Genomic DNA, 21918 nt, shown 5'->3' with positions numbered 1-21918 from the left:
CAGCGGATCGCTGCATCGGAATCGGCACTACCCGCCCGCTCGCGCCTTCTCCTGCGTCCATCAGGACATAATCCGACGGTTCTTCGAGGTGTCCAGCTGATCGGGGCGTAATTTCCTGAGTTCGATAATGCCGGATTCAAACCGAAATTCTTCGTGGGCAAGGCTCGCATTCGCTATTTCATAGCTCGCGCCATTCAGTTGCGAAAACCACTCGGCTTGTCCGTCGACCAACTCGAACGGTCCTAGCCGATTGCCTTCGGATTCGTTTGCAGGTGGAGGGGCCAGTTGCAGGCCTCCCTTGTTCCAAGGCTGCCGTTCGACCAGCAGCACCCGCACCTTGTTCCTGAGCTTTCTTTTGCGCTGGGCAAGGATGCCCATCATTTTGCCGATCTCGGCTTCGGCACCTATGACATAGTCGAAGACGATCAGATGCGGCTTGTCGGGTGTCCAGCTTTTCCAATGCTCGCGAAAATTGGCGAGATTTTCGCGCAACAGGAAACCGGCTTTGCCATAGCCGAAGTCCTTCGCTCTGAGGATATAGTCATAGGCAAGGCGGCTTTTCCCTTTGCCGCCTTCGCCCGCGATTTGGAGCCAGCAAAAGCCGTCATCCGCTTTCAAAAAGCGTTCGACCGTCGCCTTCTCGTCGTCGCGGCCCAGCAATTCCTCGATTTTTCGACGCGAATAATGCGCGTCCAGTTCGTGATAGACCTTTGTCTGAAGCGCGGGCTGAGGCCCAGAATCGACAAGCGGCTTTGCATCTGGGATAGGTGAACAATAGCCGCCGGGAACAGGCCCAAAACGATCCTCATAGGTGTCTTCGTCCCACAATTTTCGGTCTATCTCGGTCGCAATCACCTTTCCCATTTCGATGGTGTGCAGGAAATAGTAGGTTTCCAGAATTCTATTGGAATTCTTGTTGGACCGATTAGCTATCAGTGAGGGCCACCCGTTATTTACAAGGCCCGTAAAATATTCATGTCCTTCTTTGCGAGAAGGCTTCTGATCCGTCACACTGAGTATGCGTTTATAAAGAGCTTCAAGGTTTTCCGGTTTTGTCGCATTTTCTCCATGAAGCGTTTCGGCAAGGCCGGGCAATCTTTTGCAAAGAATGCGAGCGATAATTGGGAGGCAGTCGGGGAGATAGTCCTCAATAGGATACTTGAAGCGGTAGAAATTGGTCGCCGACAATTGCATTGCTCCCCAAGCAATCGACGGGCAGGATGCGGCGTTCAGCCATCATGGTCAAGCACATTGGGTGGCGATGGCCGATCAAATATCTGCTGTCCACGCACATGGTATTCTTCGTGCGTCACTTCGCCTGTCTCACGGTCGCGGGCAATAACGGCTGGGCCGTCGGCGCGATGCCTTTGGCCGTTTTCCCAATATTCTTCGCCAACAATGATTTTCGTTTCGGGGTCCTTCCACCAATGGGCGGGCGCTCCGCCATCTCTGTGTAGCTGATGATCGTGCTGCCAGCGTTCCGTCAACACCTCTGCCGTCTTGGGATCGCGACGGGTTAAGGCGGGGCCATCCACACGGTCCAACACGCCAAAACGATGATATTCTTCGGTCGTGAGAACCCCGGTTTCGCCATTCCATATCCTTATGGTCGGCCCTCCGTCGGGGCGGTGAAATTCTCGGCGATCAGTGTTGAGCTGCCAAGATTCGCGTAGCGGCCTGCCTGTCTGCTGGTCGGTGCGCGTCTTTACAATATATTCCAATTCCTTCGCATCAGTCACCCTCAATCATAGCTGAATAAAAAAATAAATACCATAGAATCATTAAGTTACTGAAGATTCTCCCAAAATTCTCCTGCAAAACTCCCCGGCCTCGCTTTTGCAGGTGACTTTTGATGGGTCCAATTATGCACGCGCTCAAAGGCCACGAGCCAGCGCCTGCATGTGCGACGCTGTCACCAGAAAGATGACCGCGCGGCTCTTTCGCGAAAGCGATGGAGCATTCAAATGCCCTATATCGAACGCCCGGCGGCTTACGCCGGAACGCCGGAACATGTTGTCGTTCCGGCAGAGAATGAAGTGCGCAATATCGATTTTGACCAAGGCTTCGCCATGACAATGGTGATGTTGGAGGCTTCCCGGCAGGGAGGCACGGACTGGTTGATCCGTGATATTCTGTACCCTTTCGCGAAGCGAGGCGGCAGAATTTTCGATGCCAACGGAAAGGAGCTACCAATTTACTTTAAGAACGAAATGCGCACAGGCATCGGCCTTGAAGAAAAACTGTTCGGCAATGACGATAGCTGCGCTTGGAACACGAACATCAAAAAACATGCGTTCAAGCGGATGCAGCGGCGGCCACAACGGCGCTGTGTGGCCAAATATCAATATTATTACGCCGCCTTCGTTTTGACGGGGATGCTCGTCACGCCGCTCGAAGACAAGGAAAAGGCCACGCGGCTGGGTCTTCGCTGATCCGGCATATGACCGGGCGGAGCCGGGGAAACCCGGCTCCACTTTTGCGCGAGCCGATCAATATTCCTCGGCCAGCATCACGGTGAGGACGCGGCATGTCGCCGATGGGTCAGCCGGATCGGGCGAACCATATTCCAGCGCGTGATCGTAGTAGTCGATCTTCCAGAACAGACGGTAGCCGTCGATCCTGAACGCGCCGAAATCATGCTCGCCATACGGGTCATTGTCAGGCGTGAAGCGGTCGAAGCCGCGCACGGCCTGAACGATCCGGGCGATGGTGTCGGCGGGGAGCGATTGCACGCCCGCCGTATGCATCCATCGGCCCGACCCGTTCGGTGCTCCGCCAAGGCAGGCGGTAAGCGGCCCGCCCTGCCGGAATGCATCGTTAAGCTGCGCAATGCGCTTTGTGGTTGGGATGCTCATACGAGCCTCCCTTGTCCGGCGCTTTCACGGTCTGTGATTTCGCGGATAACGACACGCCCGATGAAGGGGATCGGCACATTCCAGCCCCTGCCATCCTTGTGCGGGAAGCAAGGCGCAATTGGAGTCCAGATGGAATCCTCGCCGTCACCTGTTACATGATAGACGCGGTGCGTGGGCTTGCGCTTGGGTTTTGCAGTTTCGTTTGTCATTGGTCTTTCTCCTTGTTCGATCCGCAGTCGATCTGCGGCATCGTGGGAGCGGACCAGAGCAGGCGGGTTCAGCAGGCGATCAAACCCCGCACGGCAACGTGCGCCCGCAAGGGTGCGGAGCTGCACAAGCATGGCGAGCCATGTGCGGAAGCGAGCAGGGTTGAAGGCGTGCGAGCCTGCTCAACGATTCCCGAATGATTGCCGCTGATGGAGCTTGCCGGGATCGGCCGGGGAAGCTGACTTAACGGAATGTCCCCAAAGCAGTTCGCCCGCCAAGCATCGCTAAAGCTGCGGGGTCACATTGCATTCGCCGTCATGTTTGTTGCTGCCGCTTGTGCGGCCTCGGCGTTGTCGCAATTCAGGGCAAAGTCGTAGCTCGGATCGGTGATCGTGATGTTGGGTTTCATCATCGCGTATGTCCGACCATCGACGCTCTCCCTGTGATCGCCGCTCCATTCGATATCCGTGCCCGGCACATGGGCGTAGATGTAGATTTCCGGCGAGGCCGCCATTACAAAATTGCCATTAGGAAGTCGCAAAAAATGCGAAGGGCCTTCCGCGATACGCCATGGGCCATTGAAGACCCAGCCTTCGTCGGGAGACTGCCACTCGATGTAGAGATCGACAGGCCCGAAACAATTATTGCCAAACCAAATCTTCTTGGCTGCGGCAACTTCGACCTTCGTTGGCGGGGCGGGTGCTGGTTCAGGTGTGGACGTTTCGTCAGTGTTGGAATCAACCGGGGGCGGATTGGGATGCAACGTGCCACTGACCTGCCCGACGCGCCATGCAAACAATCCGGCGGCTAGCGCCAGCACGATCACGGAAATGATAAGCTGCCGGATGGTGTGAAAGATGAAGACGAGCAGCCGCCCCGCGCCATAACCGGCTCCGGCCGCAATGATCGTCGGGCCGAGATTACCGTCATTGACGGCATAGGCGGCAAGGCCGCACAGGATCGCGCAGACCACGCCCATGCCTTGCGCCGATTCCTTGAAATCTCCCGACCCGTCAGCCATCACGGTTCTCCCCCAGATAAGGAATGGCGGCCCTATGCCGCCAGATCGAAGCGGCGAAGGTTCCGGCGCAGGGTGTCGTAGGACACATCCAGATCGCGGGCAAGATCGGCGATGGGGCGGCGCTCCGTAGACACGAGGCGCTGTGCCTCGGTGATTTGCTGCTCGGTCAAGCGGCTGGGTCGTCCGGCCTTGCGGCCCTGCAAGCGGGCGGCTTGCATCCCGGCGCGGGTGCGCTCGGAGATAAGGCCGCGCTCGAATTCACCGATGGCGGCGAGAATGTGAAAGACGAGCTTGCCCGTATTGGTGGTGGTATCAAATCCTTCGGTAAGCGAAACGAAACCGCAGCCCCGCGCATGTAACCCTTCGATGAAGTCCAGCAGGAAGCGCAAGGATCGGCCCAGCCTGTCGAGTTTCCACACGACCAGCACATGCCCCGGCTCCAGCGCGGCCAAGGCATCGCGTAGCCCGTCGCGCTCGCACGCCGCGCCGGACACGCCCTGATCGGCGAAGGATTGAGCGCATCCGGCCTGTTTCAGCGCCTCAATCTGGAGCGCCAGGTCCTGATCCCCGGTGGAAACGCGGGCATATCCGATGCGGGTGGGGAATGCCTTCATGCGGCGGATTTTCATGCTGGTTCAGGGCCTTGCGCGTCGCACAAACGACCGTTTGTGCGTATGCCGCCAAAGGCCCATTAGCGAGGCAAGAATATACCCAATTCATGTATAAGTAAACAAAAACTCTGTATTCGTTTCGAAATTCTTCCAACCCAGCACAAACGGTCCTTTATGCAAGGCTGTAAATCGCGCCATACGCGAATTTATTGAAGAAACAGAGCGCAAGCGGCCTTGAAGGGAGTGTGTTCCGACTTTGATCTGAACACGTAACAAGAGGGCCGACGATATGGCTTTGCCAAAGTTAAAAGAAATTCTTGGAAGTGCGGTTGCCGTTGGCATGATGTTGACACCGCTCGCTGCCGCCGATGCTCAACAACCGAACGCGCAGCCTGTAGCTGTGTCCACGACCAATGTTAATTTCCCGATGCGCGATGCACGCAATGCGGGTGAAAACTCTGTAAGATTTGCGACGGCGCAAGTAACAAAAGCCGCCCCAGCCATTGCCCTTCTGGGAGTTCAGCGTGAAAGCTGGCCACGCATTCGTGGCGCTATCCAACAGGCAATTGCCGATGGCTATCCGGTCGGAATCGTAGTTATGGGACCAACCGATGCGGAACCCGCGCTGGAAATCTACGCCAAAGGCGTTCTGGTCACAAACCCGATCAACCCAAATACCTATCCGCCCGAAAAATTGACGCAACTGATCCGCGATGTTAATGCGGAAATGTATCCGCGTCAGTTGGCTTCGCGTTCCGAGCCATCGCCGCATTAATAGCAAGCGGTAGCGATGTCATCCCAATTTGCCGATGCTTTCAGAGGTGCTGTTGCCGTTGGCATGATGCTGACACCGCTTGCCGCTGCCGATGCCCAACAACCGAACGCGCAGCCTGTTGCGGCGGCTTCGGTCGATGTGCCTCTGAGCGATGCCCGAAACGTGGGGCCAAATTCCGTTCGCTTCTCTGCGGCACAATTTACCAACACCGCACCGACGATAGTTCTGCTTGGGGTCCAACGCGAAAGCTGGCCTACCATTCGCGGTGCAATACAGAATGCCGTTGCGGGTGGTTACAAGGTGGCAGGCGTTTTCATGGGGCCGACTGACGCGGAACCCGCATTCGAGATATACGCGCACGGCCAGTTGCAGACCAAACCGATTAACCCGAACACCACGCGCCCGGAATTGCTGACCGCGATCATCAAAAATGTTTCTACGTCCGAATATCCACGCCAGCCATCGACTTCGGGTGTTCCTGCTAAAGAACCCTAAGCTGGCTTTACTGTAGCGGCCTGTGCCTGTGGAGCAGGCCCATTTCTTTGTTCGGGTGTATCTAGCAAATCGTTAGCCGCCATTGTCGCCGCCGTGAAGGCTGGCTTCAACTCAACATCCGGTTTAATCGGAGTCTGTTCGATGGCGCTGGCCGCAGAGGCATATTGCTCCGCAGGTGGGGCATCAAAACTGAAATCATCTGCTCGCGAGTTTGCAAGATCGATAGCTGCTGATGCACTGATTGCATCAGCATTCAGATTCGAATTCACGCTATGAACGGCAACACCTTCGCTCGCAGCTACCGCATCCGCTGCTCGTTCCCTGACCTGTTGGTTTTCGGTGTAGCTCACGCCAGCGGCAAGAGTGCGGACCTTTTCAGTCGTCCCGGTTAATTCTTGGATTTCGCGCTGAATCGCTGGATCATCGGGGTGCTGGTCGAACCGTTCGCCAAGGTCCTCGGCATGCTCGATCTTGCGCTCGATCTCACCCTGCTTTTTCAATTCCTCGTTGCGTTTGCGGACGGTTTCGGCCTCGTTATCGGCAAGGACTTGCGGCGCATTGCCATTCGCAAGCTTGTCCGGATCAATGCCTGCCTGACGCGCCAATGCGACATGTTCGGCGTTGTTGGGATCGAATGCCTCGCCGGCGGCAAGGCGGCGCTGCAATTCGTGGTTGGCTTCCAACTGGCGATCATATTCCTCGACCTTGCGCTTGCTCGCCTCCAATTCGGATTGGAGTTTGGCCAGATAGCGGTCCAGCGCGGCGCGAGCTTCATTCGCGAAGTCGCGATCTTTCTTCTTCTTTTCCTCTTCGGCCTTGGATTGCGCCACCAGCGCAGCCCATCCGGCGATGGGGCGGAAGTTGCCGACATGACCATCACGCGCGGCAAGGGCGCTCAAGTTATACAGCGTCTGACCGCTATCCTGCCGCTGCGCGGTTTCGGCGCGTTGTTCGGCCTGTTCCTGTTTGCGGATCGGCGTTGCTGTTGATGATGCGGTCGCGGCGCTGTCATCCGGCGTGGCGGCGGGCGCGGTATTGCGCTTGCCCCGGTTCCAGCCCGGCGGAATTTCCTGTGGTTCATCGCCGACCATCATCCCAAGCGGGGAGAATAACACGCCGCCACTCGGGGTGGGGTCGGCCTTGAATTCAACAGGCGGGCGCTGGGTCGTCGGACTTTCCACATTGACGGCATCATCGAGCGTCTCCGGCTCGGCATCGCGGAATTCAATGTCCATGGCGGGCTCGACCTGCTCTTGGGCTGTCGCAAGCACATAACCGGGCGGAGCGGATTGCAGGGCGCGGAATTCGCGCTCCCATGGCTGGAAATCGAGAGGGATGTGCGATCTTGCGAGCGCCCCCTCATGCGCGAGTTTTCGCGCCAGTATGTCTTCAGGCCGTTGGTTGGCCATGTCATTCCCCTGTGTTCACCCGTCTTTGCGGGCTGTTTTCCTTTGCGAAGCATCCCCATGCCTCGCCACACGTATGTACCGTTGCGATATACATTCGCATTCAGTACAAGACGATTGTATATCATTGCGATTAAGTGATTATGAAAATTAGATAAAATTTTATATTATTGCATTTTCCTAAAATTGAAGATGAATTTTTTCTGAACCTTCAAGCCGTTAGCACGTATTGCCATGGCCGTCGGCAGGGCCTGCTATGCCACAAGCTTTCTGAAGGCTGACCGGGCCAGTCAACGGATTAGCAGCTAATTTCTGCTAGACGGAGGGAAGCTGGCTGCTAACGTGCGCAGCTTCAGCCCGCGAAGGAGCTTGAAGGTTGGCCTCGAACCATATAGCCTCTCTAGAGGGGGCAATCAGATGATGAGATCGCAGACGCGGCAAGAAGCCGTTAATGCGCGCGAGGCAGCGATTGTTAAGCGCTACGCGCCATTGAAGGAAAGAGTTTTTGGCAATCCAAATTGGTATGAATTGGAGGCCAAGTCTCGCGGATTGGCGAAGGCATCATTTCGGCTCGATATCAATTTCAATAAAGCGGCATACATAACCGCATATGATTTCCTCGTTGAGCTTAATCAGATTTTTAGCAAGGCTATCCTTCCGGTCCGAATCGACAATGGATGCATTAATATCATTGCTCAATTTGAAGACAGCGCAGATTTTGAAGGGATCGACTTTCGAGAGAAGGTTTTCACTGATCCAGATTATCAGGACATATTGAGCGCATATGCTGTTTCCGCGATAGATTTTTATGGATTTCCTGTTGATGCCCGTTTCCCGAGCAGCCATGTAGCAATTGACGAGCAAGGCAAACCTGCGCTTGCTTAATTGAACGGGGGCGGTTGAGGGGCGATGGCGGACAATCGCGGCACTATGCGCAGTCCGGAGCGTGCATTTTCCATTGGTTTTCTAACGGCGTTGGTATCTGATGAGCTGGTGCCTTGCGAGGCCGTGCTAGCCGAAAAGGGCTGGAGAAAGGTCAGCACCAGTCTTGCTTTGGAAGATGCCGGGATTACCGCTTGGGAGAAGCGGATAAAGGGTAACAAGGTTCGAGCTTACAGCATGGCGTTTGACGATATGGGTCAAACTGCCAGCGCGATCGAAACCTATGCCTTTCTCACCCGATGCAATCCTGCCGAGATATTTCTCGTCGGAATCGCAGGTTCTTTGCGAAATGAATGGGTGTATCGGCGCGATGTGGTTGTCGGAAAACGAGTAATATGCCGCACTCAGAATGGTGTTTCGGGATCAGGTCCGTGCGACGAATATCGTCCACACTTACAGCAACTGCCTGCATATGACCCGGAGGTAATGAGGACGTTTTCTGCCAAGATCGCACGAGACTATCTGAATGGTTCGCGAGACCGTGAAGGCGATGAGGTTGTTCATACGCATTTTGGTACGATTTACACATGGGATTATGTGATTGATAGTCCACGGGTTGTCGAAAAAATTGTGGCGGACTTTCCCGATGCGCTCTGCGTCGAAATGGAGGGAGGCGGCTTTCTCCGCGCAATAGCGCGCTACTCAAAGATACATGGCGACAAAAATATCAACGGCGTAATTGTTAGAGGCATATCGGATTACGCATCAAATAAAGAATGGAACGTACCTATTCGCATAGATGCCAGCCGAAACGCGATGAACGTGGCCATTGATTTGGCCGAATGGCGTGCCGAAAGATACGTAACGGCTTCATCGGATGATTAGTTTAGCTACAGTTGGATGATTAACTCTATTTTAAATACGTTGCCGTATTCTGGGATTGATCGGGATTCCCTCCCGCTCGCACATAATTGAACCTAGGCCGGGAATGCGCATTCCCGGCTTTTCTTTTTCGGCAAGGGCGCTGGGGCCTGTGGAATTTGACGGCAGTTCGGCGGACATGATACTATGTGTGTAGATGCATAAACACATATGGAAACTGCCATGAGCCGCTGGAACCTTGTTATACCTGATGAAACCAATCTGACCGTCCGAAGCCACCTTGCGCGGATCGGCGGCAAGAAGGGCGATCTGTCCCTGTTTGTTGACCGCGCCGTGCGCCAGGCCGTGTTCTGGGAGACGCTCGATGCGGTGTGGGATCGCAACAGCGATCTCTCCCCGGAACAGGCACAACAACTGGCCGACGCAGCCGTAGCGGATTCCCGTGCGGCTCGTTCTTGATACCAATATATTGGTCAGCGGCCTGATCTCCAAGGCTGGGCCTCCGGGCCAGCTTTTGGCGGCGGTGCGCGACAGGCTCATCACGCTGGTCACATCACGCGAGCAGCTTGCCGAGTTGCGCGATGTGCTGGGGCGCGAGCGATTACGGCCCTACATCAGCATCGCCGATGCCCGCGATCTGCTGGCGACTATCGACGCGATTGCGGTGATCGCGGAAGATTTGCCCGAAGTGTCGGCCTCGCCGGACCCGAAAGACAATCCGATCCTTGCCACGGCGATAGCGGGCGAAGCGGAGTTTCTGGTGTCGGGCGACAAGGGTGACCTGCTGGCGTTGGGATCGGTGCAGGGCATTGGGATTATCACGGCGGTCGAAGCTCTGGCCCGCCTCCAGAACAAGACATAGCCGGGGAGATAAGGTGTAGCGATTGAAGAAGGGCGACAACGACAACATAGCCGGATCGGGAAAAGGGAAGGCTAAGCGCGGCACGAAGATTCAACGCAAGTTTGCTTTTGGCTCGGTATCGCTAGAGCCGGAAATCTGGCTGGCCCTGCGGGAGATCGCACAGCGAGAACAATGCACCGTGCGCGATCTGCTGGCGCTCATCAAACTTCGCAAGAATGAAGCCACCAGCCTGTCGGCGGCGGCAACGGTGTTTACAATGATGTATTTTCGCTCAGCGGCCACCGAGGAAGGCCATCGCCGCGCCGGACATGGCAACTTCGATCATATGGTCAAGCGGGCGCGGGCGGATCGCGATGACCTTGCCCGGCTGGTTTCGGATGAGCCGGAATAGTCTACCCGTGATTTGCAAAAGTGGATGATTTCACGCTTGCTCATGGGATCAGTGCTGGCACATTCACCGCATGACCCTGATCCTTTCGATCACAGACATTGCAGCAGCACGGCACGTCAGCGACCGCCGTGTGACGTTGCTTGGTGGAACGGTGCCGAGGGTTCATAGCCCTGTCGAGAACAAGACGATCATATTCCTGTGCAAGGATGCCATTGGCGTGATCGGCTATACGGGTGTGGCCTATATTGGCAGTGAGCCGACCGATCAGTGGATTGCTAACGTCCTTGCGCCGCAGCCTGCGGGGCCGGGTCTTGGCGAGTTCGCCATTGGCGGTAAGGGGCTTGGCTCGGCTAAGTTGCAGACGTTGGTCTGGCGGCTGCGCAATGCGGTTGCCAATGCGCCGCTTCCCCTGCGGGCCAGAGTGCTGCAAATCGCGATCAGCGGTTACAGAATTCGCCGCCGCAGGTGTCTCCCGTTTGGGCTTGAGCTTGTATGGAATGCATTGGGGCCAAAGGTCAGCGGGCTGATGCGCCAGCCGCGTTCACTCGGACAGAGGACCATCGTCGGGCAAATCGGCGATGGTTTCGTGGGCGACGAATTGCGCCAGCATGTCATCGCGGGGGCCGAACAGAACAGGGAAGAGAATTCCGATGCGCTGCTGCGCGGCATGGTTCATGCCGTCCGTGCGCGGGCAGCGCAGACGGCAACGGTCGGGGGCGACGTGATGACGGTGCTGGTGCCTAATCCCCGACTATCGCGGAAAGTTGTCTGGAAGTTTGAGCCGGAAGCGGATCACCCGGCTGTAATAGAAGGCCGAAATTTCCGCCGCATGTTTTCGGCGGTCTATTCGCCGTGGATCATCTGCCCCGATCAGGTTTCATGTCCGATGGTGGCGACGGGCGGCCTCGAAATGCAAAGCTGCGGCTGGAGCTTTGCCTGCGGAAACGAAGACGCGCGGATTCCCGACAGCGGGATAATATTCGCGTCATCTCATCATCATAGGACGCGGCGGCCCTAGGCCATTACCTGCTTTGGTCGGCGTTGCGCCAATCTTCCCGCCATCGCGGCCACGGCCTCCTAGTCCGAGACTTCGGGCGCACTAATGCGCGGAAATCTCGAAAGGGTGAAAAGATGGCGACGACAAGCGATAAGGGCGGGTTGGTCAAGAAGGCGATGATGATGCTCTCGGTGGGTGTTTCGCTCGTGATGACCTTTCTGCTGACAGCGCAAATCTACAACGGCACAAGCGGCTGGGTGAAGGACTACACCGTACTGAACTATGGTGCATGGACGGAAGGGCTGGTGTCGGTGCTGTGGTTTCTGGTCAGTGCCTTCATGGTCTTCGCCTTCTTCAATCTGATGGCGCTAATCCTGATATGGCTTGTGTTCACCTATCTGGCTTCACGCGGCTGGATCAAATAGGCCGACCACGCAACTACTCCGGACAAGCGGGGCGGCTCTCAAAGCCGCCCCTTTTTTCATTCCATACCATATCCGAAATCGCGGCTGCGCTCACGGCTGCGGTCACGCTGACGATTACGGCGCTCTTCGCGTTGTGTCATGCGCTCGTCACGCGAAGGCATAACGGCCTGTCTGAACGGCTCCCTCGCGGTTTCGGTCTGGCGCTGCCGATACACCTGCTGCGGCTGGACTTGCGGTTGCGGCTGTTCGCGCTGGGCCGCAAGATCGCGGTGCAAGGCATCAAGCCGCGCCTCATGGCGTTTCTGCACTTCCGCAATTTCCACCTGCAAGGTGCGGCGTTCGCGTAGTTGCGCTAGAACAAGCGCATCGCGCTGCTCACGATCCCGGCGCATCGCCATGAGCGCTTCGAATTCATTCTGGCGATGTACGCGGCTATGCTTGCCCGTCATGCGATCCCACAGGCCCATGATACCCGTGCGCAACCTTTCGGTCCGGGTCTTCTGTTCAGACAAACGCCGCGCTTCGATGCCAGCGTCCAGCCGCTTGCGTTCCGCGCTATGGCCCTGTGTCATCGCCATGCGGCGCTGGTCGAAGGATGAAAGCGCCTGCGCCTTTTGCTGATCGGCCTGTCCGGCCAGCCGCTGGAGCATGGGTTCTACCGTATCGCGGACATGCTGGCGGGTGGTTTCGAGATCGCGCATGGTGTCGGAAGAACCGAGACGCTCGCGCACTTCCTTTGTCCTGCGGTTGAGTAAGCGGGCAAGAGCGAAGACTTCGCCTTGCCATGTCATCGCCACATGGCTGCGGCGGTCGCCACGCGCCAAATACAGGCCGCGCGATTCCATCGCCTTCTCGAAGCTGGCCGGATTGTCGGACATCGCCCATGCTTCCTGCGCCAGCATTTTCAAATGCGCGGAATCCCGCCCGATGCGCCTCGCCTGTTGCCATTCGGCCATCGTAAATTGCCGGGGGTCGCGGTTTTCTTTGTCGATCAAGCCTCGCGGCATATCCCAGCCGCGCTCGACGAAGATAGATTTGGAAAGATCGCGCAGCTTGTATTTATAATGGTCCACGGGTTTGACGGTGAGGGTTTCCGGATCGATCCGGCTGATGACAAGGTGCATATGCCGTCGCCCGCCATTTTCGTGAAACAGGGCTATATGGGGCTGGCCGGACAGGCCCATGCGTTCCTTCACGTTGAGAATGGCTTTGTCGTACACCTCCATGCCAACTTCTTCATTGGGTGGCGGGGAGAGCGACATGGAAAACAGATATTGTCTGGATTTGACGGCGCTGGCCTGCGCCTCCGTTTCGCGCATCGCGCCCAACACGTCATCGGCAAAGAAGCCGTCCACGGAATGGATTTCGATCTGCTCGTTTTTGGAGCTTAGCAGGTAGCGCCCCAGTGCAACGGCATCGCCTCTGGTCTTTGCCTTGATAATCATGGCCGCCACCGCATGGATTTGGCGACCTTGTGAAATATGCGCCCTATGCTGATGACATAACCGCAGGCTTCCTTGAGATCGGCTTCCACGTCCGGCGACATGATGAGCGCCTGTTCGTTCAGCGCCTTGGCGATCTGGTTGAGGTTATTGGGGATGCGGCCAGCCCCCAGCGCGGCATGCGCCTTGGTCAGCGCCCGGTGGTCGTCATCGGTCAATATCTTCGAAGCGATCAGCGATGGGAGGCCGATGCAATAATCCACGCAAGCGATGATGAACGCATTCATCGGCATGCCTGCCGCCGCCGCTGTCCAGCGTGACCACTTCTCTGGCTCGACGCGGACGCTCTTGGGAGCGGGGCGTATGCGCTTCGGTTCGGTCATGTGAACATGCAAATAGAAAGGCGCACCGTCCGGCCTCCTTGGTGAAGACAGGACGATGCGCCGGGTTGAATGGAACGGCGGGAAGTTACTCTAGGCTTGGTTCATCGGTGGGAACGCCATCAAAATCGGGGAATGGGTCGTCCGGCAGATAGCTGAGACAACGGTTCCAGTCGGCCAATGTCGAGAATAGTTCGTTCAAACTATCTCCCTCTAGGTGCGCCATTTCCTGCTCTGGAAATTTTCCCGACCCGCTTTCGCCCAGTCGCTACCCGATCAGGCTACCAGTGTCGCCATCCCACAGCGCAGATCATGGACCTGCACATCGGCGTTGCCCAGGCTGACGCCGAGAGAAGCGGTTACGCCGTTTATGATGTCGTCGAGCAGCGGGGCCGTTGTGCCAAGCAGGGAAGCCACCGGCGCAAGCAATGGGCTGGCGCTGACATTCACGCCCAGCAGGGAAACCTGAATGCGCGCGTTGGTGAGCGCACTGGCCGCTACAGCCTGCGTCAGATCGTTGGTGCTTGCACGTTTGACCTGGTCGCTCCTTATTTCGTCAGGGGTGAAATGGATATTCTGCGATTGTGCCCCGCCAAGCGAGACATTCGAATAGCCAGTGACGCGGGTGCCTAGCAAAGTCTGAGCGAGCAATGCAGGCCGAGGATTGGGCACCGTAGCGAAATTCGTCAACGCGCCAGTGTCAACATCGGCGAGGGCAACGCTGCCGATCGATGGCGTCACTGCCAAGGTTACGCCCGCGTCAGGGCTGGCGCTGTCGCACTGCATTGCGGACAATCGCGCCTCGGCAGCGGCAAGTTCGACATAGAGGGGAACATGGATGGATGCGATACCCGGCAAAAGCGTCGCGACATTGCTTTCCAAATATATGCGCGCCTGCCCGGTTCGAAGGATGACATCCTGGCTGGAGGTGACGGTCATCATCGGGGAGTGTGCCTGTCCATTGCCAAGGATCAGCTTCAGCCGGGTCGTCGTCAGGCCGGGGACCGTAAGGTTGAAATCGATCGGGACGGATGTGCCAGCCGGCGGACTGAGCAGCATGCGTAGCATGGTGAAGGCGTCGACCACGATATTGGGCTGGCCGGTCGAGCTTCCCGCATTCGCGGCAGGGCCAAGATCGACGATATCCGAAAGGCGGATCGACCGCCCCGTCAAACGCGTGCTCAAGCCGAGCAGGATGGATGCCGTCGGGCTCGAGCCGGCGGCGTCGGCCATGGCGCCCAGCAACGTGGATAGGGGAATTTCGCGGTTGAACAGGTCCCCGTAACTTTCGCCATCATGGCCCAGACGGACACGCAATGCGTCGGCAACATTCAGCAGGTCCATGTCAAGGCTCGCCAGACCCTGGGTATCCATGACGGTAAGATCCAACTGCGTTCCGGCCAGACTGGACAGCAGCATGTTGGGCAGGCCGCCGCTTACCGCTGCAAGTCCGGTACTGAGCGAAAAAGCGGTGGCATTGGACCGGGCCGCTATCGCGCGCGCCGTCAGGTCTATGCCATCGCGGCCCACCAGCAATTTGGCGAAGAACAACGGCGTGCGTCGGCGTAATTCGACCTGCGTCGCCAATCCGGTGCCGCCTGGGGAAAATCGATCATTTACAGCCACAGCCGGGTCCTTGCTGTAATCTCCACTCTGCAAGGACGATAGCGAGACATTCGTGGCGCCGTTGCGAGCCAGGAGGGCGATGACGGCTGGACGCCCTCCGTCGACCGCGGCAAGGGCGGCCGCGTCGGCCATCCCCTGCAATTGTCGCCGAGCCAGATAGACAGAGCCCAGGTCTACCGCCATCGTGGCGGCACCGGCCAGCATGAAGAGCGACCCTGCAATGATCAGCGAGATGCCGCCGCGTTGATCCGAGATCAGTCGATGGCGGGTCATGACGTCGGAATCCGCACCACGGCACTGCGCTCCAGCGTCATCGAAGAAATGACCGCCGGCGCCAGACTGAAAAACGGGGCATGGCTAAGGTCATAGCGCAGCGTGACCGAATAATATCCGCTGCTTTCGTCGGTACCTACGGTGATGCTGTTTGCGTTCGGCGCGGGAAAGGCTTGCCGGGCTGCCAACACGCTTTGATCGACCAGGGCGCGCCTTTCGGTCGCGTTCAGTCCGGCGATTGCTGCGCGGGCCGCGTCGTTGGCCGCCTGTTGCAGACTATGCGCGGTCATGAACCAGCTTCCGTATATCAGGATGCCGCACAACAGGCTCACAAGCAGCGGCAGCGCAAAGGCTGCCTCGACGAGTACGCTGCCTCGTTCGGAGCCGATGCGTTCGGGCGGTGAATGGCGGGCGCTACGCCGGTAATGGGGAGTTTGGTCGATCATGCTGTTGAGCATAGATCGCCATATTCAATGTTCGGTTTTCCCGATTGCCACGCGAATTTGCATCATTTGCGCAAAATTCTGGCTACCGCCATTTCTCGCCGTTCGACGCCAAGGTCGGTACATCTTCAAAGGTCGGATTTGCCGCCGGACAATTGTCCTGTCGGCAACTGGTTGGTGTCGGGGGTAAGCACCATTACGGCACCTTCGGTCCCATAAGTGCCGCATAACCGGACCAGCGCTCCCTTGATCGGCTGGATCGCGCCCGTATTCGTCAGCAGGCGCGTTTCTACCAGCCGGTCTCCTTCGCCGCGCATAACATGCTCGATATCCTCGCGAAAACGGGGGCGGGCGGATAATTCGACCAAATCCGGAAGGCAGACATTCATCAGTCGGTCCGGCGGCAGGCCCAACATCTTGCAGAAACTGTCATCGGCAAATTCTATGAAATTGCGGGCCGAAATACGTATATATCCCACGCCCCCGTGCAGGTTCATGGCCCGCAGCATGGCTGTCTTGACGTCAGCCAGTCTAAGCCGTTGCATTTCCGATGAAATATCTCGCAGTAGGATAGCGATGCCTTCGCGATAGGGGAAGGTTTCGAAACGCAGCCAACTCTCGTCGCGGAAGGGCGAAGGAATGTCTGCCGCATTGGCTTCCCCCGATGCCAATGTATGCCGGATATGCGCCTCTGTCAGGGCACCGCGTAGCTCAGGCAGGCCGTCCCACAAATCCCGTCCGTTCAAGGTTTGATGCCAACGATTTGCCATCGTCAGCGCGACATGGTTTGCGAATTCGATGCGCAGGTCGGAGCCGCAAATGATTACGCCTTGATGGAGGCGGTTTGCTAATTCGAGACTGGCATCGCCCGGACGGGAGGAAGGTTTCTCGCGTGCGATGGTCCGGAATCGCTCAAGAGCCATGAAGATATGGGTTTCCCGCCCATGATGGGTAATCTTCACGGGTTCGTGCGACCCTACTTCGCGCCAATGTGCGAAATTTCGGACTAATTCAGCCGCTGAAACGCTTCTCTCCCGCTTGGCTTCCATATCCCGTCTCCCGATTGCACAGGGCTGCTCTATCGCATTTTACCCATCGATAGTTGTCGATATCTGTCCGAAATGGACATCTACTTCCTAACCCGCGGACACTTGCCGATGATTTAACGCATCGATAATCATTCCGCCTGCCATGAATACGGCGCCGGAACATGCTAAAGCGAGTATCTTTCCCCCGAGACCCGGATATTCTTGTATATATATGGCGCCACGTTGTGCGGCACCCAAAGCAAGAGCGTAAATGACAAGAAACGCCTCGAATTTGGTTTTTATAACGAAAAGGCGCTTGATGCGGTTCATTTCAATCCTGTCAGGCGGTCTTGTCCGCCTCGATAGGAACAAGATCGCCCGATAGCTGCAAATGGTCAACAAGCGTTAACCAAGATTGTTCAATTTGTGCGATCAGGCGGGTGTCGGCCAGCTCGTCCGGCACGATCCGTTCCGGCCAATGGCTGGCAACGATCGCAGCAATCGCGTCCAGACGAACCTCGTCCACCAGGAAGCGCGGATCGATCGCCGCAGGATCGGCAACGACACGCAGGCGCAGACAAGCGGGACCGCCGCCATTTGCCATGGATTGGCGCACGTTTACCGGTACAAGGCGACGGATCGGACCGTTGCCCGCGACCAGCTGTTCCAGCCAGGTCCACACCGCTGGTGTCTCCCTGGCCTCCATAGGTAGAACCAGCGCCATGCCACCATCGGGAAGTGTGACCAGCTGGGCGTTGAACAGATAGCTGCGTATGGCGTCCTCAAGGCTTACCGCACTGGCCGGCACTTCGATGATCTCCACGCACGGTAGCCGGTCACGCAGCGCCGCGTAAAAGGCGGCCTTGCCTTCAAACGCCAGTTCATGCGTGAAAAGTACGCGTTCATTCGCGACCGCCACTACGTCATTGTGGAAAGCGCCGGCGGCGATGGCTTCTTCCGACTGCTGCACAAACAAGGTCCGAACCGGATCGAGCCCATGTCGCCGGGCAACGGCCTTGCTCGCCTCCACATGCTGACGGGCTGGAAAGTTGCCGCCCGCCTGGCCATAGACGAATATTTCGACGCCGGGCAGGTCGTGCCTTTCGGTCAGCCGCATGTGGTTGGCGGCTCCCTCATCCCCGAACGGCGGAGGTATCGGCCCATGAACGGCGAACATCTGCGTATCGCAGAACGCCAGTCGTAACTGTGCCAGGGTCTGCGGCCATTCGTGGCTGCGATGCGCCATGGTGACGAGATTCGCAACGGTCAGATGGGTGCGGCCATCGACAGTGTCCGCAGCCGGCGAAACCGTCGCGGCGTTCGCGGCCCACATCGAGGATGCGGACATGGCGGCGGCGCGGATATGCGGCTCTGCATGCGCCAATGTCGTGCCGAGTTGCGCAAGCCAGCCCAGATCGGGGCGGCGGTGCGGCAGGAAGATAGCCTGTTTCAGGCCAAGGCGGATATTGCCCCGCATCTTCTCTATACCCTGCAAGGCCGCCGCGCGGGGGTAGGAGGGCGCCCCCGCGCTTCTGGCGGAGGCAAGGTTGCCGATACTGAGGCCGGCATAATTATGACTCGGCCCGATCAGTCCGTCGAAATTGATCTCCACGATGCTCATGCGCGTCCCGCCATTGTGAAGGATGAGCCGGGTTTCAGGTCAAGTAGCATCGCGCTTGTGCCATCGAGCGAAACACCACCATCCGGAAGCTCCTCCACATAGCCCCACGCGCACCGGAAATCCGAAAGCCGGCCGCTTGCGATCAGCATCTTGCGGCCGCCCTTGTCATGCAACTGGTCTAGGATCACATCCCTGGCGCCGGAGACGGTCTTGAGCTGATCAATCTGCCCGATCATTGTTGGGCCACCATCGAATATATCGACATATCCGGCATTTTCGAACCCTTCCGTCTCCAGCATGCGCATCGCTGCTCGGCCGTTGGGGTGCGGCAGGCCGATAACGGCGCGAGCGCTGTCGGTCAGCATGGCAGTATAGATCGGCGTCTTGGGCATGAGGTCGGCGATAAACTGATTGCCGTTGACCGCGTTGAATTCATCCGCTTCCTGAAAGCTCATACCGAAAAAGCGGCCGGCCAGCCCGTCCCAGAAAGGAGAACCACCGGCTTCGTCGATGACCCCGCGAAGCTCGGCGATCACGCGGTCGCCAAATCTGCTGCGATGGCCCCGGATATAGAGGTAGCGGCTGCGCGCCAGTAACAGCCCGAGCCCTTCTGCCCGTTCACGCGGATGGAGAAACAGCCCGCCCACTTCGACTGAGCCTTCCAGATCGGTCGTCAACGAAAGCATCTGCGCACGGAAGGTACGCCCCAGTTCGCGGCTGTGCTGGGTCAGGACACCGAGACGATAGGAATAAAAGGGCCAGCTTTGTCCGACCGTAGAGAATATCTGGCAAGTTCCGCGCACTTGTCCCGTTTCGACATTTTCAAGAACCATGACGATAAGTTCGTCCGCCACGTCGTCGCCGGAGCGCGACAATGCCTTTTCGGTCCTTTCCAGCTTCGCGGCCAGCGACACACGGTCCGGCGGCAAATTTGTAAAGCCGCCGCCAGTCAGCTTCGCCATTTCGTATAGCGTCTGAAGATCGTCGGCCCGCGCCGGACGCATGATGAAGCTCACTCTGTTTTTCCCCTCATCCTATATTTTTTCGTGCGCGACGCGCATCAGGGTCAGTGTGGACAGTCTGGCGCGCTCGACCAGACTGTCTGCGATCAGAAATTCGGCGTCGCTGTGGATGGACCCGCCGCGCACGCCCATCGTGTCCACGACCGCGATGCCGCAGGCCGCGATATTATTGCCATCGCACACACCGCCGGTGTCGCGCCAGGCGATGGGTACCCCCAGATCCGCGCCACATCGGCGGACGAGATCGAACAGGCGCCCCGTCCTTTCATCCATGGGCTTGGGCGGTCGCCCAAAGCCGCCATGGCAATGCAGTTCTACATCATGTTCGTGCGCTATGTCTGCAATCGTCCGGTCGAGAAGATCGCGGGCCGCCCGTTCATCTTCCGCCGAGCGCGGGCGAAAATTGACGCGCAATATGGCATGGTCGGGAACGACGTTGTTCGGGCCGCCGCCATCTATCCGCGCGGGATTGCACGAAAAGCCGGAGCCGCTGCCACGTTTGAGGCGGAGTGCCAGATCGGCCGCCGCCACCAGGGCGTTGCGGCCGTCCTGCGGATTGCGACCGGCATGGGCGCTGCGTCCGGTCACGATGATTGAGAAATTGCCGCTGCCCGCGCGGGCGCCGGCCAGGGTCCCGTCGGGTAGGGCAGGTTCGTAGGTGAACGCAGCGGCCTTGCCCATGGCGATCCGGCGCAGCAGCGCCGCCGAGGATGGGCTCCCCACTTCCTCATCGCTGTTGATGACGACATCATAACCGAAATTCGGCGTCTCCGGCCCGCCTTCAAGGGCCAGGAGCGCGGCAAGCATGACGGCAATTCCACCCTTCATGTCGGCAACGCCGGGACCGTTCAATATGCCGGGTTCCTGCCAGCGCTGCTTCTGGAACGGATGGTCGATGCCGAACACCGTGTCCATATGGCCTGTAAGCAACAGGCGGACCGGGGCATCGGGCCGCACCGCAAGATGGAGGTGACGGCCATGCGCGATAAGATCGACCCGACCGTCGGCCGCCACCGCATCCACCGGCGCGGGATCTAGCAGCGTGACGTCTCCGGGCAGGGCGGCAAAGGCATCCGCCAGCAAACCCGCCATTTCGGCAAGCCCCTGAAGATTGCGCGATCCGCTGTTAACGGCGGCCCATTGCTGAACCTGTGCCAGCATCGGCGCGTCAGTGACCCGGTCCAGCGCGGCTTTCTCGGCATGAGACAGGTTAGGCATGTATGTCGTCTATCAGACGGTGGAGGGCGCCTCCAGCCCCAGGAACCACCTGTCAAACGTCGGTCGTTCGACGCATCATTCCATCATGTGCCGGGATGCAGCGTAACAAAATTACGCAGCATCAAAAATCATAGGTCAGGGTCAGGCGGCTGAGTGTGTCGAAGTCGCGGGCGGACAGCAATGTTTCCGATTCGTACTGGATGTTGTAGGAAAGCGCGGCTGACAGGCGGCTGCTGACCTTGGTTTCCACCGACGTCAGTGAATTGAGAGAATAGACGTCCTGTTCCGCATATCCCGCAGCCGTTTGCTTGAGTTTGACCGTGGGCGACATGCGCCATTCGAGCGCCATCGACCCGCGCGCGCCCAGTTTCGTTTCGCGCGGTCCGATCACATATTTTGCGTGTCGAACTGACGGACCGATGTCGACCGAAAGGTCCAGCGGCTTGCTGACGATCAGCTTGTAGCCGACGCCGACGGATCCCGTATAGCGTGAGTCATAGCCGATGGATGTATCGCGTTCGAACTGGGCCAGCCCATAGGCGAAGCCGCGCGGATCGAATTCGAAACGCGGCTCATAGCTTCCGAAATAGCGTTCGCGCGATGTGACTCCGTTGGCCCGCCGGTAGTCAGCGCTGGCAGTCAGCTTGTGCGTCCATTGCAATCCGGCTCGCGTGGCTGTGGCAGCCAGCGTGATGCCGATTTCGCTGGTCGATCCGGTCGAACGGAGCCCGCCTGCTTCCACCCGGCCCGTCCACAGATCTGTGAAACTCGCCTCCCGCACGATCGTCTCGTGGGTCGCCTTTGTCCGATCCTTCCAACTCGTCACCATCTTCTGGATCTGATCGGCCGATTTGGGATTGGTCTGCTTGGCGATCTTTGCGACCGCGACGATTTCGGCCTCATTGCCGTTTGCGATCGCCGCTTCCAGCATTTCCCGAACGGCGGGCGGCAACAATACCGGTTCGGCCAGGGCGGGGGAGGATATGAGCAGCGACGATATGACAAAGAGAGCACGCATGTGCTTCCTCATAGCTGGATGACCGGCAAAATTAAGTC

The 21918-nt window shown here is 58.1% G+C and carries 26 protein-coding genes; 10 read left to right on the top strand and 16 right to left on the bottom strand.

Translation table 11 applies throughout. From position 1 onward, the window contains the following. Positions 1 to 60: 60 nt before the first annotated feature. Together J3E64_RS07750 and J3E64_RS07745 are read right to left on the bottom strand one after the other, a co-directional pair. A complete protein-coding gene (locus J3E64_RS07750) occupies positions 61 to 1188 on the bottom strand; it encodes a hypothetical protein (RefSeq protein ID WP_253341693.1) in 1128 nt (375 codons plus the stop codon). Between the two features lie 41 nt (positions 1189 to 1229). Beyond that, complete coding sequence (locus J3E64_RS07745; protein WP_253341691.1) at positions 1230 to 1739, bottom strand: hypothetical protein; 510 nt, start codon at positions 1737 to 1739, stop codon at positions 1230 to 1232. A 225-nt stretch (positions 1740 to 1964) separates the two neighbouring features. Between J3E64_RS07745 and J3E64_RS07740 the strand changes: the two genes are divergently transcribed. After that, positions 1965 to 2432 carry a hypothetical protein gene (locus tag J3E64_RS07740; protein ID WP_253341690.1) on the top strand — a complete coding sequence of 156 codons (468 nt, stop codon included), beginning with the start codon at positions 1965 to 1967 and terminating at the stop codon, positions 2430 to 2432. A 57-nt stretch (positions 2433 to 2489) separates the two neighbouring features. Here J3E64_RS07740 and J3E64_RS07735 read toward each other — a convergent pair whose 3' ends face one another. The 3 genes from J3E64_RS07735 to J3E64_RS07725 form a co-directional block, all read right to left on the bottom strand. Next, entirely contained in the window at positions 2490 to 2855 is a 366-nt protein-coding gene (locus J3E64_RS07735; protein ID WP_367398611.1) for a DUF3768 domain-containing protein, read from the bottom strand. Positions 2856 to 3360: 505 nt separating this feature from the next. After that, positions 3361 to 4083 carry a hypothetical protein gene (locus tag J3E64_RS07730; RefSeq protein WP_253341688.1) on the bottom strand — a complete coding sequence of 241 codons (723 nt, stop codon included), beginning with the start codon at positions 4081 to 4083 and terminating at the stop codon, positions 3361 to 3363. Positions 4084 to 4115: 32 nt separating this feature from the next. Continuing rightward, positions 4116 to 4697, bottom strand: coding sequence for a recombinase family protein (locus J3E64_RS07725; protein WP_253341686.1), 582 nt, complete (start codon positions 4695 to 4697; stop codon positions 4116 to 4118). A gap of 286 nt (positions 4698 to 4983) precedes the next feature. On the opposite strand from J3E64_RS07725, the gene J3E64_RS07720 reads away from it, so the two are divergent. After that, positions 4984 to 5469 (top strand): hypothetical protein, encoded by a 486-nt coding sequence (locus J3E64_RS07720; protein WP_253341683.1) that lies wholly within the window; start codon positions 4984 to 4986, stop codon positions 5467 to 5469. 15 nt (positions 5470 to 5484) lie between these two features. Further along, complete coding sequence (locus J3E64_RS07715) at positions 5485 to 5964, top strand: hypothetical protein (RefSeq protein WP_253341681.1); 480 nt, start codon at positions 5485 to 5487, stop codon at positions 5962 to 5964. Here J3E64_RS07715 and J3E64_RS07710 read toward each other — a convergent pair. Continuing rightward, a complete protein-coding gene (locus tag J3E64_RS07710; RefSeq protein WP_253341679.1) occupies positions 5961 to 7373 on the bottom strand; it encodes a hypothetical protein in 1413 nt (470 codons plus the stop codon). The two genes, J3E64_RS07715 and J3E64_RS07710, sit on opposite strands and share 4 nt — an antisense overlap. A gap of 414 nt (positions 7374 to 7787) precedes the next feature. Between J3E64_RS07710 and J3E64_RS07705 the strand changes: the two genes are divergently transcribed. The 7 genes from J3E64_RS07705 to J3E64_RS07675 all read left to right on the top strand — a co-directional run bounded on the left by J3E64_RS07705 (position 7788) and on the right by J3E64_RS07675 (position 11809). Next, positions 7788 to 8255, top strand: a complete 468-nt coding sequence (locus J3E64_RS07705) for a hypothetical protein (RefSeq protein ID WP_253341678.1) — start codon at positions 7788 to 7790, stop codon at positions 8253 to 8255. A gap of 24 nt (positions 8256 to 8279) precedes the next feature. Beyond that, the gene (locus J3E64_RS07700; RefSeq protein WP_253341675.1) at positions 8280 to 9137 is read left to right on the top strand and encodes a hypothetical protein; all 858 of its coding nucleotides are present in this window, start codon (positions 8280 to 8282) and stop codon (positions 9135 to 9137) included. Between the two features lie 219 nt (positions 9138 to 9356). Then, positions 9357 to 9593 carry a ribbon-helix-helix domain-containing protein gene (locus J3E64_RS07695; protein WP_253341673.1) on the top strand — a complete coding sequence of 79 codons (237 nt, stop codon included), beginning with the start codon at positions 9357 to 9359 and terminating at the stop codon, positions 9591 to 9593. Next, positions 9577 to 9996: a putative toxin-antitoxin system toxin component, PIN family gene (locus J3E64_RS07690; RefSeq protein ID WP_253341671.1), complete on the top strand. Its 420-nt coding sequence runs from the start codon at positions 9577 to 9579 to the stop codon at positions 9994 to 9996. The genes J3E64_RS07695 and J3E64_RS07690 overlap by 17 nt, the downstream gene beginning before the upstream one ends. A gap of 22 nt (positions 9997 to 10018) precedes the next feature. Then, a complete protein-coding gene (locus J3E64_RS07685; RefSeq protein ID WP_253341669.1) occupies positions 10019 to 10387 on the top strand; it encodes a ribbon-helix-helix domain-containing protein in 369 nt (122 codons plus the stop codon). 70 nt (positions 10388 to 10457) lie between these two features. Further along, a complete protein-coding gene (locus J3E64_RS07680; protein ID WP_253341667.1) occupies positions 10458 to 11405 on the top strand; it encodes a hypothetical protein in 948 nt (315 codons plus the stop codon). 113 nt (positions 11406 to 11518) lie between these two features. Continuing rightward, positions 11519 to 11809, top strand: coding sequence for a hypothetical protein (locus tag J3E64_RS07675; RefSeq protein WP_253341665.1), 291 nt, complete (start codon positions 11519 to 11521; stop codon positions 11807 to 11809). A gap of 56 nt (positions 11810 to 11865) precedes the next feature. On the opposite strand, the gene J3E64_RS07670 is transcribed toward J3E64_RS07675, so the two are convergent. From J3E64_RS07670 to J3E64_RS07625, 10 genes are all read right to left on the bottom strand, one after another. Next, complete coding sequence (locus tag J3E64_RS07670) at positions 11866 to 13254, bottom strand: relaxase/mobilization nuclease domain-containing protein (protein WP_253341663.1); 1389 nt, start codon at positions 13252 to 13254, stop codon at positions 11866 to 11868. After that, positions 13251 to 13634 (bottom strand): plasmid mobilization relaxosome protein MobC, encoded by a 384-nt coding sequence (gene mobC, locus J3E64_RS07665; protein WP_253341661.1) that lies wholly within the window; start codon positions 13632 to 13634, stop codon positions 13251 to 13253. Before mobC ends, J3E64_RS07670 begins: the two co-directional genes overlap by 4 nt. Before the next feature lie 273 nt (positions 13635 to 13907). Further along, positions 13908 to 15530 carry a pilus assembly protein TadG-related protein gene (locus J3E64_RS07660; protein WP_253341659.1) on the bottom strand — a complete coding sequence of 541 codons (1623 nt, stop codon included), beginning with the start codon at positions 15528 to 15530 and terminating at the stop codon, positions 13908 to 13910. After that, entirely contained in the window at positions 15527 to 15976 is a 450-nt protein-coding gene (locus tag J3E64_RS07655; RefSeq protein ID WP_253341657.1) for a TadE/TadG family type IV pilus assembly protein, read from the bottom strand. The genes J3E64_RS07660 and J3E64_RS07655 overlap by 4 nt, the downstream gene beginning before the upstream one ends. A gap of 125 nt (positions 15977 to 16101) precedes the next feature. Continuing rightward, positions 16102 to 17022 (bottom strand): PAS domain-containing protein, encoded by a 921-nt coding sequence (locus J3E64_RS07650; protein ID WP_253341655.1) that lies wholly within the window; start codon positions 17020 to 17022, stop codon positions 16102 to 16104. A gap of 87 nt (positions 17023 to 17109) precedes the next feature. Next, a complete protein-coding gene (locus J3E64_RS07645) occupies positions 17110 to 17331 on the bottom strand; it encodes a hypothetical protein (RefSeq protein WP_253341652.1) in 222 nt (73 codons plus the stop codon). Positions 17332 to 17341: 10 nt separating this feature from the next. Further along, on the bottom strand, positions 17342 to 18622 hold the full coding sequence (locus tag J3E64_RS07640; protein ID WP_253341650.1) for an N-succinylarginine dihydrolase: 1281 nt from the start codon (positions 18620 to 18622) through the stop codon (positions 17342 to 17344). Continuing rightward, on the bottom strand, positions 18619 to 19638 hold the full coding sequence (locus J3E64_RS07635) for an arginine N-succinyltransferase (RefSeq protein ID WP_253341648.1): 1020 nt from the start codon (positions 19636 to 19638) through the stop codon (positions 18619 to 18621). The genes J3E64_RS07640 and J3E64_RS07635 overlap by 4 nt, the downstream gene beginning before the upstream one ends. Positions 19639 to 19656: 18 nt before the next feature. Then, positions 19657 to 20862 (bottom strand): hydrolase, encoded by a 1206-nt coding sequence (locus J3E64_RS07630; RefSeq protein ID WP_253341646.1) that lies wholly within the window; start codon positions 20860 to 20862, stop codon positions 19657 to 19659. Between the two features lie 121 nt (positions 20863 to 20983). Continuing rightward, positions 20984 to 21880, bottom strand: a complete 897-nt coding sequence (locus J3E64_RS07625) for a YdiY family protein (RefSeq protein ID WP_253341645.1) — start codon at positions 21878 to 21880, stop codon at positions 20984 to 20986. Between the last annotated feature and the right edge of the window lie 38 nt (positions 21881 to 21918).

This window comes from Sphingobium sp. OAS761 (assembly GCF_024168485.1).
Lineage (GTDB): Bacteria > Pseudomonadota > Alphaproteobacteria > Sphingomonadales > Sphingomonadaceae > Sphingobium.
This window is presented reverse-complemented; position numbering and strand designations above follow the sequence as displayed.